General features: G+C 31.8%; 9 protein-coding genes and 2 pseudogenes. 9 read left to right on the forward strand and 2 right to left on the reverse strand.

The genetic code is table 11. The features are described from left to right. From CVIC12175_RS01175 to CVIC12175_RS08515, 9 genes and pseudogenes are all read left to right on the forward strand, one after another. A complete protein-coding gene (locus tag CVIC12175_RS01175) occupies positions 1-573 on the forward strand; it encodes a hypothetical protein (protein WP_086302887.1) in 573 nt (190 codons plus the stop codon). After that, entirely contained in the window at positions 570-941 is a 372-nt protein-coding gene (locus tag CVIC12175_RS01180) for a hypothetical protein (protein ID WP_086302885.1), read from the forward strand. Before CVIC12175_RS01175 ends, CVIC12175_RS01180 begins: the two co-directional genes overlap by 4 nt. Then, the gene (mshL, locus tag CVIC12175_RS01185; RefSeq protein WP_086302883.1) at positions 925-2,394 is read left to right on the forward strand and encodes a pilus (MSHA type) biogenesis protein MshL; all 1,470 of its coding nucleotides are present in this window, start codon (positions 925-927) and stop codon (positions 2,392-2,394) included. Before CVIC12175_RS01180 ends, mshL begins: the two co-directional genes overlap by 17 nt. Continuing rightward, positions 2,391-3,914 carry a GspE/PulE family protein gene (locus CVIC12175_RS01190; protein WP_086257060.1) on the forward strand — a complete coding sequence of 508 codons (1,524 nt, stop codon included), beginning with the start codon at positions 2,391-2,393 and terminating at the stop codon, positions 3,912-3,914. Before mshL ends, CVIC12175_RS01190 begins: the two co-directional genes overlap by 4 nt. Beyond that, entirely contained in the window at positions 3,915-5,117 is a 1,203-nt protein-coding gene (locus CVIC12175_RS01195; RefSeq protein ID WP_086315800.1) for a type II secretion system F family protein, read from the forward strand. Positions 5,118-5,173: 56 nt separating this feature from the next. Next, positions 5,174-5,680: a PAS domain-containing protein gene (locus CVIC12175_RS01200; protein WP_086248769.1), complete on the forward strand. Its 507-nt coding sequence runs from the start codon at positions 5,174-5,176 to the stop codon at positions 5,678-5,680. 567 nt (positions 5,681-6,247) lie between these two features. After that, positions 6,248-6,922 (forward strand): annotated as a pseudogene (locus CVIC12175_RS08770) (methyl-accepting chemotaxis protein); the annotation flags it as partial. A gap of 14 nt (positions 6,923-6,936) precedes the next feature. Continuing rightward, positions 6,937-10,923 (forward strand): DNA polymerase III subunit alpha, encoded by a 3,987-nt coding sequence (dnaE, locus tag CVIC12175_RS01210; RefSeq protein ID WP_086257064.1) that lies wholly within the window; start codon positions 6,937-6,939, stop codon positions 10,921-10,923. A 168-nt stretch (positions 10,924-11,091) separates the two neighbouring features. Beyond that, positions 11,092-11,253, forward strand: coding sequence for a hypothetical protein (locus CVIC12175_RS08515; RefSeq protein ID WP_180380684.1), 162 nt, complete (start codon positions 11,092-11,094; stop codon positions 11,251-11,253). Positions 11,254-11,654: 401 nt separating this feature from the next. Here CVIC12175_RS08515 and CVIC12175_RS08775 read toward each other — a convergent pair whose 3' ends face one another. Together CVIC12175_RS08775 and CVIC12175_RS08780 are read right to left on the reverse strand one after the other, a co-directional pair. Beyond that, a complete protein-coding gene (locus CVIC12175_RS08775; protein ID WP_407932395.1) occupies positions 11,655-12,701 on the reverse strand; it encodes a methyl-accepting chemotaxis protein in 1,047 nt (348 codons plus the stop codon). Positions 12,702-13,109: 408 nt separating this feature from the next. Then, positions 13,110-13,715, reverse strand: a pseudogene (locus CVIC12175_RS08780) (cache domain-containing protein); the annotation flags it as partial. Between the last annotated feature and the right edge of the window lie 32 nt (positions 13,716-13,747).

Below are 13,747 nucleotides of genomic sequence, written 5' to 3' on the forward strand. Positions count from 1 at the left end.
ATGGATCTTAAAGCCTTATTAGAACAAAGAAACCAAAGAGAACAATATATGATATTTATGGGATTGTTTTTGGTTGTTTTTTATCTATTTTATCTTAGTTGGAGTTATTTTGATAGGATTTATTCTAAGGCTTTGATGAGATATGAAACTCAGCTAAATAGCTATCTAAATAGTAATTCACCAGAGCAAATTCAAAATCACTTAGATATAGCAATTAAAAAACTTCAAGATAAAAAGCAAGAGTTGGATAATCTAACAAAAGAGCATAATTTTATTAATACTCATGCTAAATTACTAGCAAATTATCTATCTAAATTTAACTCTAGCAGCGAGATTTTAGGCTTTATTGACTCGAAAGCTCAAAATCATAATTTAAAAATAGATCATATCTTGCCAAATAGTATAAAATTAAATAGCAATATCGCCTATGATTATAATATATCATTTAGCTCTGATTTTATCTCAGCTTTAGGATTTATAGATGAGTTAAGGGGTGCTATGTTTGATATTAGTGAGGCAAAACTAGAGCCATATAGCAGTCAAATTCGTATTATATTATGGGATTTTAAATGAGAATTTTAGTTGTTATTTTTATGTTTTGTATGGGTATATTTGCTCAAGATGTAAATGATAAGTATAAATATATACTAGATTTATATGATAAAACTATTGCAAGAGTAAATTTAAATGAGATAAATCAGCTTAAATCCCCATTTTACATAGAACAAATAGACCAATTAGAATCTAATCTAACAGACCTAAAATTAGAAGCTATAATAGAAAATAGGGTAAAAATAGACTCTAAATGGTATGAAATGGGCAAAGATTGTCAAAATTTGTGTATTATCGAAATAAAAAATACAACTGTTACCATACTATACCATAATAAGCGATTTTATCTAAAAATGCTAGAGGATAATGTAGATGTTAAAGTTTTTTAAGCTTATTTTATTTTTGATTGTTATGGTGGCTACTTTAAATGCCAATGAGTGTAAAAATAAAAAATTAGATATGAATTTAAAGCCATCTATAACCTCATATGAGATCCTATCTCAACTAGCTAGTATATGCAAATTTAGCATTGCTTTAAGCGATGCTAACACGACAAAAATACTCCAAACTCCTACAACGCTAATTAGCATTTCAAGGCTTAGTTTAGATGATATTATCAAGATTATAGCCCAATCAAACGCACTTAGCTATGAGTTTAAAGATAATATTTTAAATTTATCCTTTACTCACACCAAAACCTTTAAAATGGACTATATAATCTCTTCAAGATATGGTCAAGCTATTACTAAAGCTTCAGTTGATTCGGCTCCAATTGAGATTAATAGCGACTATATAAATAATCAAAATAATGATGAAAATAGTCAAGATAATATAATTAAAACTACTGAAAAATTTGACTTTTGGCAAGATCTTGCTTCTGAGTTAAAATTTGTTTTAAATAGCCATAATGATCCATTCATCGCTCCAGCTCCTATAATCAATCCAGCTGCTGGCCTAATCCATATCACTGGTACTTCTGCTCAATTAAAAAGAGCTAGTGAGTATCTAAATTTACTATCATCTAGATTAAAAAAGCAGGTTTTAATAGATGTTAAAATCATCTCTGTTGAGCTAGATAATAGCTATACAAAAGGCGTTGATTGGAGCAAATTTGAGCTTGGATTTAGTAGTTATTTAGATGATAAAAGCCCATCTAGACTAAGCTTTAATAAAGGCACAGCGCAAAATCCAGCCCATAGCCTTAGAAATATTTCTGGTGGATTTATAATTGGTGGGAATTTGAGTTTGAGTTTAGATGGAGTGCTAAATTTTTTAAATAGCAATGGCAAAACCCATATAATCTCAAGCCCTAAAATTATGGCTATGAATAATCAACAAGCCTTAATATCTGTAGGTGATAATATTAATTATAGAATTGCTGAAGATATCACAAATAACGAAACTAGCGAAATCACCAAAACTACATATAAACAACACTCTGTTTTTATAGGAATATTATTAAATTTACTTCCTGAGATTAGCGATGATAATCGCATAATGCTGCGGATTAATCCTAGTCTAAGCAGCTTTAAATACTCAGCCGATGATGCCAAGCAAAATCTCCCAAGAGTTATTGCTCCAGATACAATGCAAAAAAAGCTCTCCACAGTAGTAGAAGTAGCTAGTGGAGATAGCATAATCTTAGGCGGGTTAATTGCTAAAACTATAGCTAATGAGATAAATAAGGTTCCTATTTTAGGTGATATTCCACTTCTTGGATATCTATTTAAAAGCGATGCACAAGTAGATAAGAAAAATGAATTAATCTTTATAATCACTCCAACTATAATGAATCAATCCATATCTCCAAGTGATTTAGGCTATGAAAGCAGCATACTATGAATGAGATTATATCTAAACTTCAAAGTGGTGTTATAACGCTTAAAGAAGCAGCTAAAGAACTAGGAGTTAGCCAAGATGAGCTTGGTATAATTTTAAGTGATAAATTTGGCTATGAAATAGCAGATATGAAGGTTATAGATTACTCTTTGGCTGATAGTTTACCTTTAGATATGATGATGAAATTTGAGATTTTGCCTATTAAATTTGAGTCAAACTCAATATATATCGCTATGAAAAATCCATTTGATACAGCTACTATTTTAAAGCTTAGAAATATTTATAAAGATAAGATTATAAAGCTATTAATTGCTCCTTCAACTATGCTAGATAGGGCATTATCTAGACTTTCATTGCATTATGGATTAAGTAATATTATATCTCAAGTAAGAGTTCAAATAAGCTCTAAAAGCTTAAGCGATGATAGTGCCGTTTTAAGATTAATCGATAGAGTTTTAATAAGCGCTATAAAGCTTGGCTCAAGCGATATTCATATTGAGCCAACTAGCTTAGCTTCTAGTATTAGAGTGCGTGTTGATGGGGTTTTATGCGAGTTGTTTGAATTTGATAAAGATATATATAATAGCTTAATTAGCAGATTAAAATTACTAGCAAATTTAGATATTGCTGAATATAAAAAACCTCAAGATGGTAGATTTTCTTATTTTATAAATGGTAGAAATATTGATTTTAGGATCTCAGTTTTGCCAGTTATTGGTGGGCAAAGTGTGGTGCTTAGAATACTTGATACTCATAAGATGATTGTAAATTTGCAAAACCTTGGACTAAATGAGTCAAATTTAAACTCTTTAAAACGCTCAATATCTAAAAGCTATGGAATGATTTTAGTTACAGGCCCAACAGGAAGCGGCAAAACTACTACCATCTATTCAGCATTAAATGAGCTAAAAGGCTCAACCAAAAAGATAATTACAATAGAAGAGCCTATAGAGTATCAAATGAGCCATTTACAGCAAGTAGCAGTAGGACACAGAACTGGCATAAGCTTTGAAGAAGCCCTACGCTCTGCATTGCGTCAAGACCCTGATATTATTATGATAGGTGAGATTAGAGATCATCAAAGCCTTCGCACAGCTATAGGCTCAGCATTAACTGGCCATTTAGTGCTTTCAACTCTTCACACTAATGATGCTATAAGTGCTATAGATAGAATGACAGATATGGGATTAGAGCGGTATTTAATAAGTGGTGCAGTTATAGCTATAATGGCTCAGCGATTAGCTAGAAAGCTATGCCAACACTGCAAAGAAAAGGTAGAACACAATCACTATAAAGCCCATGGATGCGCTCATTGCATAGGAACTGGATATAGTGGCAGGGTAGTTATTAGTGAGATTTTAGAGATTAGCCCACATCTAGCCTCGCTAATTGCTAAGAGTGAATCTAGCCAGATGATTTTAACTGAAGCTATCAAAGAGGGTTTTATCCCTATGCAAAATAGTGCTATGAAATTAGTAGAAAGTGGCATTACTAGTCTTGAAGAGATTTTGAGTATTACTTAGATGAAATTATATAAAGCAAAGATAATAATAAATAAAGAAATCACAACTCGCTCTATAAAAGCCTTGAGTTTGCAAAATGCTAAGGATATTTTGGCTAAAGAAGGTGTAGTAATATCTATTAAAGAGATTAATCAGTTTGGATTAAATTTGAGTTTTGGCAAGATTAATGAGAGGGATTTATCTATTTATATTAGACAGCTTAGTGTGCTTTTAGAAGCTGGTGTGAGTGTGCTTGATGCTTTTGTAAGTGTAGGAAATGGATGTGATAATGCTAGGCTTAGGCAGATTTTTAGTGATATTAGTATGGATCTACATGCTGGGGCTAGTTTAGAACAAGCTCTAAGCGGATATAAAAAAGAGCTTGGAGTAATTACTTTAGCAATGTTTAGCTTAGGGCAAAATAGTGGAAAATTATCCAATTCATTATCGCTTCTTAGTTTTATGCTTGAAGAGATAGATAATAATAAAACTAAATTTAAAAAAGCCATCCGCTATCCAGCTATAGTTTTGCTAACTCTTATTATAGCTTTTAATATATTAATTGCTATGGTTGTACCATCATTTAATAGCGTATTTGCTAGTGTTAGCAAGGAGCTTCCTTTGGCAACTAGGATTATTTTAGGGCTAGAGAGTTTGATAAATGATTATGGATTTTTTGTCGTTTTTGGTGCTATTTTATCTACTTGTTTGGTGTTATATTTTTATAAATTTAGTTTTAAATTTAGATTTAAATTTGATAGTTTTGCTCTTAAAATTCCACTACTTAAAGGGATAATTTTGCACAGTTCTTTAGCTAGGTTTAATCTTATTTTATCTCAGCTTATTAGCGCAGGAATGGCTATGGATAGAGCCTTAGATATTGCAAACACAGTCATAGAAAATAGCTATATAAGATCTAAAATTAATCAATCAAGTAAAGATATTTGTAACGCAAACGCTCTAAGCACATCTTTTAAAAAAAGCGGCCTATATGAAAATATTGCCATAGAGATTATAAAAGCAGCAGAACAAAGCGGGGCTTTAGATGAGATGTTTGGCTATGTGGCAAATTATTATAAACAAAAATATGATTTAGTAATTGATAATTTAAGTGCATATTTAGAGCCAATTTTACTTGTGATAATATCAGCAGTAGTTTTGCTTTTAGGGCTTGGTATATTTATGCCACTTTGGGAGTTATCTAGTGGCGCTATATTAGATTAGATTAATAAGTTTTTGGATATAATTTATAAAATTTAGGAGTTAAAATGAATAGTAATATGCTATATAATCGTCAAAAAGAGATTGGCGATGAGGCCTTTATTACGACAAAGACAGATTTAAAAGGTTGTATAACTTATGCTAATAGATATTTTTTAGATATTGTAAATGCTAAAAACTCAGATTTAATAGGTAAAAATCATAATATAGTTCGCCATCCAGATATGCCAAGATATGTATTTAAGCTACTTTGGGATAGGATTAAAAGAAAAGAAGAGATCTTTGCCTTTGTAAAAAATATAACTTTTGATGGTGCGTATTACTGGGTTTTTGCCAATGTTACAAGCTCTCTTGATGAAAATGGAAATATAATAGGCTATTACTCAGTTCGTCGCAAAGCAAATCCGTCAGCTGTAAAGAAGATAATCCCAATATATCAAAAAATGCTAGAATTAGAAAAATCTGGCGGAATACAAGCTAGTCAGAAGTATATAACTGAATTTCTAGCTAATAATAATATATCATATGATCGTTTTGTAAATGAGCTACAAAGAGTAAAAGGGTAAGCAATGGCAATATTTAATAAAAAAAATAAATTTGATGATGTAGTTTATAATGAAATTTTAAATGTTGCATGTGGTGCATCAAAGGGGAATTTAGAAGCTAGGATAACAAACATAGATAATAACTCTAGATTGGTCAAAATTGCTAATTGTATAAATGACTTGCTTGATCAAGTAGAAGCCTTGCAAAGAGAGACTCAAAGCAGTATTGTCGCAGCTAAAAATGGTGATGATTATAGAAATATATATACACAAGGATTTACAGGTATTTTTAAAAGCAATGCTGAGTCTTTAAGCGAGGGCGTAACTGGTGTTTTAGAGGGGCAAAAAGGTAAGATTAGAGGGATTTTAAGTCAGAAATTTACAGAGCTTGGCAATGGAACTAATGGCATAGATACAGTCCAAAGAGATCTAATAGCTAGCGTAGATGATCTATCTAAAGTGGTAGATTCTAGCAAACAAACTGCAGCCATAGCTGCTAGAAGTATTGATGATATAGAGGAGTTAAGTTCAAATTTTAATGTTATAACATCAAATACTAATCAAACCACACAAAGTATCTATCAAAGAGCTACTGACATTAGTAGTGTAGTAAATTTGATTAAAGATATAGCTGATCAAACAAATTTGCTTGCATTAAATGCTGCTATTGAAGCAGCGCATGCTGGCGAACATGGTAGAGGTTTTGCAGTTGTAGCTGATGAGGTAAGAAAATTAGCTGAAAATACCTCAAGAGCTACAGCAGATATAGAAAGTACAGTCGCTATGCTAAGTCAAGATGCTGATGAGCTAAATCGTTCAACTGATATGATTAATCAAGTTGCTCAAACTGCAATTAATAATACAAATAAATTAAAAGAGACTCTTCAAAACTTTAGCACCGATGCAGCCTCAACAGCTAAAATTTCAGAATTAACACAAAATAAAACAATTGGAATTTTGACTAAAATTGATATAATACTAGCCAAAACCATAGCTTATAATAACGCATTAAATGAGCTAAAATTTACTCCAAAGCAAGAAGCGCATATAGATGAGTTATTGCATGATTATGAGAGTAATTTTGCCAAATTCAGTCCAGAACAAACTACTAAAATCAAAGAGGCTTTAGAGTTGATAATTAAAGTTTTAAGAGATGACAATAGACAAGATATAGATAAATTTGTTGATAAATTTAATACCATAGAACAAAATAGCAATTTTATCTTTAAAAGTATAGATAGCGTAGTATCAAATAAAAATTAATTTAGGATTTATATATGAGTTTGGATTTTACCCATCTGCATTTACATACTGAGTATTCACTTTTAGATGGAGCTAATAAGATTAAAACTTTAGCTAAAAGACTAAAAGAGATGAATATAAAATCTTGTGCTATTACTGATCATGGCAATATGTTTGGGGCAATTGAGTTTTATAAAGGGATGAGAGCTGAGGGGATAAAGCCAATTATAGGTCTTGAGGCCTATATTCATAATAGTGATGATATAAGCTCTAAAGAGAGTAGATATAGATTTCATCTATGTCTATTTGCCAAAAATGAGATAGGCTACCAAAATTTAATGTATTTAAGCTCGATGAGTTATATAAAGGGCTATTATTACTATCCAAGGATAAATAAAAAGCTCTTAAAAGAGCATAGTGATGGTTTGGTTTGTAGCTCGGCTTGTTTGGCTGGTGAGGTTAATTTTCATCTAAATTTAAGTGAGAGAAATTTAAAAAGAGGCGCAGGTGGTTATGAAGCAGCAAAGGCTGCAGCGCTAGAATATAAGGATATTTTTGGTGATGATTTTTATCTTGAGATTATGCGTCATGGGATATTTGATCAGCAACGCATAGATAATGATATTATTAGATTATCTAAAGAGACTGGTATTAAATTAATAGCTACAAATGATGCTCACTACACCACTAAAGATAGCGCTATAGCTCAAAAGATATTTGTCTATATATCTGCAAATAAAAATTTTGATGAGAGTGTAAGAGAGCAGGTATTAAGCGAATTTTATGCTAAATCTCCTGAGCAGATGAGTGAGATTTTTGCTGATATTCCAGAGGTTATAACCAATACTCAAGAGATAGTCCAAAAGTGTAATCTAGAGATAAAGCTAGGAGATGCAACTCCGCCAAATTTTAAATTTACTCAAGAGTATGCTAAGGCTAGAGAGTTAGCCTTGCCAAATCCAACTATGGAGTATGATCTAGATAATGATAGTGCTTTATTTGAGTATGAGTGCAAAGAGGGGCTAAAGAAGCGTTTAGAATTTATCGATCCTAGCAAACATCAAATTTATAAAGATAGGCTAGATTTAGAGATTAAAACTATCAAAAATATGAAGTTTCCAGGATATATGCTTATCGTTGCTGATTTTATCAATGAAGCTAAAAAACGCGGAATTCCAGTAGGTCCAGGGCGTGGCTCAGCTGCTGGTAGCTTGGTAGCCTATGCACTTCGCATTACTGATCTTGATCCTATACCTTATAATTTGCTATTTGAGAGGTTTTTAAACCCAGAGCGTATAAGTATGCCTGATATTGATGTGGATTTTTGTCAAAATCGCAGGGGTGAAGTAATTGATTATGTTATACAAAAGTATGGTCAATATAATGTGGCTCAAGTAGCAACATTTGGTAAATTACTTGCTAAGGGTGTTATTAGAGATGTAGCTAGAGTTATGGGAATGCCATATTCTGATGCTGATGCGATGGCAAAATTAATCCCTGATGAATTAGGTATTGCACTACAAGGTCATATCAATAAAAAGGGCGAGTTTGAACCAGGAGCTTTTGAAAAAGAGCCAAAAATTGGAGAATTAATAGAGAGTAATGAACTAGCAAGAAGCGTGTGGAAGTATGCTTGTGAGCTTGAAGGATTAAATAGAAATCCAGGTATGCACGCTGCTGGTATAGTAATTAGCAATGAAGAACTATGGAAAAAAGCACCGCTATGGAAGCAAAGTAACGCCGAAGATGGCCACTATGTAACTCAATATACTAAAGATTATCTTGAAGATGTAGATCTTATTAAATTTGACTTTTTAGGGCTTAAGACTCTAACAGTAATTGATAATGCTATAAAGCTAGTTAAAGCTAGGTTTGATAAAGATATTTTGTGGGAGAGAATTGACTTTAACGATCCAAAAACATATGAAACTATACAAAGCGGTAATACTCTTGGCATATTCCAAATAGAGTCAAGTGGTATGCAAAAACTAGCTGCAAAATTAAAGCCAGACTGCTTTGAAGATGTTATTGCGATGATTGCTTTATATCGTCCAGGGCCACTTAACTCAGGTATGGTAGATGATTTTATAGATATCAAACATGGCAAAAAGAGTGTAGAGTATGCATTTGAGGCATTGCGTCCAATTTTAGAACCTACATATGGGGTTATAGTTTATCAAGAACAAGTTATGCAAGTAGTGCAAACTGTAGGTGGATTTAGCCTTGGTGGTGCTGATTTAGTTCGTAGAGCAATGAGCAAGAAAAAAGAAGATGAGATGCTTAGATTAAAGACTGAGTATCTTGAAGGTGCAGCAAAAAACGGCTTTGATACTACTAAAGCTGATGCTCTTTTTGAATTGATTATGAAATTCGCAGAGTATGGATTTAATAAATCTCACTCTGCAGCTTATGCACTTATTACATTCCAAACAGCATATTTAAAGACATATTATCCAGCTGAATTTATGGCCGCACTTTTAAGTAGTGAAGAGAATAATGCTGATAAGATAACTAAATATATTGAAGAGATTCGTCGCCTTGATATAGAGCTTTTGCCACCTAGTGTAAGTAAGAGCAAAAGTGAATTTAGCGTTATTAGCAAAGATGGTAAAGATGCTATTATTTATGGTCTTGGTGCCATAAAGGGTGTAGGCGGTTCAGCAATTGAAGAGATTATAGCCATTAGGCAAGAAGGGATAGATACTTTAGAGGATTTAGTATCTAAGAGCGATTGTACTTTAGTAAATAAACGCGTATATGAATCGCTTATAAAATCTGGTGCTTTAGATGAATTTGGCTATAACAGAAAAACTTTAGTTCAAAATATTGAGTATCTCACTGAACAATCTAAAAAAAGTAGCGATATTAAAAAAGAGGCAGAATTCTCTTTATTTGGTGATGATGAGAGTATGAACGAGATAAGACTAAATTTAAATATCGCTCAAGATGAATTTAGCCAGCGTGAGCTTTTAGGATTTGAACAGGAGTATTTAGGTGTATATATTAGCGGCCATCCTCTTGATGAGTTTAAGTCTAATATATCAAAGATACCACATACAAATTCATCTGAATTTGATAGCATAGAAGATAGTAGCGAGATAGTAGTAATTGGTAAGGTAGAAGATATATCAGTCAAACTAACCAAATCAGGTAATAAAATGGGTATAATCACTATACTTGATATGCACGGAAGCATAGAAGCAACAGTATTTGCTCAAATGCAAAAAATCGAAACACTTTCAAAAGATGAACTAGAAAAACCACTTGTATTTAAGATGGTATTAAATAAAGATGATCAGCAAATTCGGCTAAAAGTAAATGAAATATACACTTTAGAAGAGGCACAAAATACAAAAATTACTCTAAAATCAAACAAAATTACAGCTGAAGAGTTAGAACAAAATAAAGAGTATTTTAACTCTATTAAGCACTCTACTATCTTAGATGTGCTAAAAAGTGCTAAAAATGGCGAACATCTAATAATTGCTAAAATTAATAATATAAGCATTAAAGATACAAAATCAGGCAATAAAATGGCAGTTATTAGCGTAGCTGATAAAAGCTCAAATGCCGATATGTTTGCTTTTGATGTAGCGTATACTCAAGCTAGCCAGATTGACGATACTAATAGATTATACGCTCTTAAAATCACTCCTCCACGAGATGCAAACTCAAAAATGATTATAAATCAAATAATTGATATTGACGAGGCTAAAAATGGAGATATAGCCCTAAGAAACGCACCTAGAAAAAAATCCCAACAAGACTCTATACAAACTACTAAGCAAGCAGTATCATTGGTAGATAAATTAGAGATTGATTTAGAATTAAGCCATTTAAATAAAAGTAAAATAAATGAAATTTATCAACTCGCTTATAGGCATAATGCTAAATCTGGAGAGAAGAAGAGCTTGCTTTTAAGAGTAGTAGATGAAAATAAAAATCAAGTAATGCTATTTACTACCGAATTTAGCGTAAGTGATGAATTTGAAAATGAAGTAAAAATGCTTTTAGTTGGATAAATATATTAAATTATTGAGCATTAATTATTAAAAAAAGCAATAAAACCCAAATGCTAAAAACGTATTTTTAGCATTTAAAAAAATTGATAGCTTATTTAAAAGACTTAGGTAAAAACTGAAGTAAATAAATTTTGATAGAATCAAAAACAAACTTACAAGGAGTAAGCGATGTTATATTTGATGATGGAGAAATTAGTCGATATGTTAGAAGAAGCAAAGGGGGATTTAGTTGCAGAGTTGGAGATTTATAAAGCTATGATTGGATATCTCAAAATAAAGCCAGCAGAAGCTCAAGAGAAATCAGACATAGAAATGATTAGAATAATATAAGAGCAGATCGATTTTCAAACCACAATGATGGAAATAGTTATGGAAGAGATGGTATTACTGAATTAGATATTAAACAAACAATTACTAAACTATCTTCTATATACAATAGTATTAATACAGATATTAATAATGATCTAAAAAATTGCAAAATTATTTTAGACAGATTGGAATTAGTATCTAAATTTATTTTGTCAAATAAGATAAATAAAAAGCTATCTTAAGCAATTAATTTTAAATATAAATATATTATGTTTTTTAATAAAAGACGGATAATAATTAATTTGTAAATTTTGATAATAATAACTAAATAAAATCTACAAAAAATTATAGAGTTTTAAATAAAAAAATCATTAATATTTTTAAATGTTGCTAGCACACTAGCAACATTTTAGCAAAATATATCAAAATTTCTTCTTCTTAACCTCTTGCACAATTGCATTTGCAATCATATCAACTTCATTGGCTATTTTATCACTATCTTGAGCAATTTGAGTATTTTGTCTAGTTAGAGCATCTACATTTACTACAGCTTCATTTATCTGATTGATAGCTACTGTTTGTTCATTAATACTTTGACTCATCTCATTGATACTTTGGCTTAGTATATTTACATTTGCCTCGATTTCACCTAGAGATTTTTGAGTGCGTTCAGCTAGTTTTCGCACCTCATCAGCTACAACTGCAAACCCTCTACCATGCTCACCAGCACGAGCTGCTTCTATGGCTGCATTTAGCGCTAGTAGATTTGTTTGGTCTGCAATATCTCTAATTATTGTAATAATATTTTTGATATCTTCGCTTTGTTTGATTACCTCTGTTGCTCTATCATTAATAGAGTTCATTGAGCTACTCATCTCTTCAACTGCTGCAGCACTCTCTTGCAAGGATTCGCTTTGAGATTTTGCACCTTCATTTAAATTTGCTACAAAGCTTTTTAATTGATCGGCTCTACTTTGTAAGTCATTTGCTTGGTCTAGATTACCTTTTAACATCTTAGTTACTTCATCACCTAAAAGATTAGTAACAACCTCTACTTCACCTTTTGGATTACCAATTCTACTAGTAAAGTCAAGCTGTTTAAACTTATCAAATACACCTTGAATAGCATTAATATCACTACCTACTTTTTGTTCTAATACATCAAGCATATGGTTTAGGACGTTTTTAAGCCTTAAAAGCTCAGGCGATATTGGGTTTAATTTTATTCTAGCAGATAAATTGCCATTTTCTACATCATGAACTTTTTGAAGTGCTTCTTCAACTGCTTTAGAGTCTTTTTCTAAATTTGCTTTAATAGAGATGATATTATCATTTATAGCTTTTGCCATATTGCCTATCTCATCATATTGAGTGATTACTGCTAGGTGAGCATCATCTCTTTTGTGGTTTAAGAAATCAAAAAACTCAAGAAGAGAGTTTCTAATATTTTCAATTCTATGAACTAACATTTTAGTTGCAAAGAATAGGGCAAATCCACCAAGTAAAGCTACAAATATACCTAAAATTATAAGGCTGTTTCTAGCTGATCTAACTTGAGCAAATATCTCATCGCTTGGTACAAGCGTAGCAAGACCCCAATTCTCATCTACATAATTTATATTGATTTTTGATAGCATAATATAGGCATCTTGATTTAAATTTTTACTAAAGCCCGCAACTCTTGCATAATTATGGTTTGGATCTGTTAAAACCGGCATTAATTGAGCCAAATTTGGATTTACTTGAGCTATTGCTTTGCCTCTATTGGCTGGATTTGTATTGGCTACCATAATACCTTTGTTTGATGTTAAAAAGCTTATATCAGTATTATATAATTTAACCTCTTTTAATCTATTTACAAAAAAATCATCAAGATCTAAATCAGTACCTATTATACCTATAGTTTTGCCATTAAATTTAACAGGGAATGTGATAGAGGCCATAGTCATTACCTTGCCTTCTATATGATCTTCGTATGGCTCTGTGATAGTAGGCTTATCAAGACCGTTGATAAAGTAATCTTTGGTTTTATAGTCATCTTCTAAACGCTCAAATCTACCATGCATATTTACATACATAGCTAGATCTCCAGCTTGTGTATATCTAGGGTCGTTTGAGTTTGGATTTTTAGCGTAGATGCTATTATCAACACTATAAAAGAATACGCCAGCAGATAGCTTAGTATCTTTAAGCGTTGCATTAAGTAGTGAGCCAATTGCCTCGATAGGCATTGGAGTGCCTGTTGCAAGACCTGCTTCCATAACATTAGCATATGCGTGCAAATCATCAGCAAGTTTATTAAACTCAGCAGCTATTAAGTCAGCATGAGATAGTGAGCTAGATTCCATATAGGCTATAGCTGTATCTTCAGCTCTATTGGTTGATTGGTATGTAGCTACGCTTACTACCATGGCAACGATAAGCCCGCTAAATACAAAACCAGCGATTGCTAATTTTATGGATAACTTCATATGTTTAAACATAACTCATCCTTTAAAAATAATATTTGATGGCA

It is taken from the genome of Campylobacter vicugnae, assembly GCF_002139875.1.
In the GTDB taxonomy this organism is placed as follows: Bacteria; Campylobacterota; Campylobacteria; order Campylobacterales; family Campylobacteraceae; genus Campylobacter; species Campylobacter vicugnae.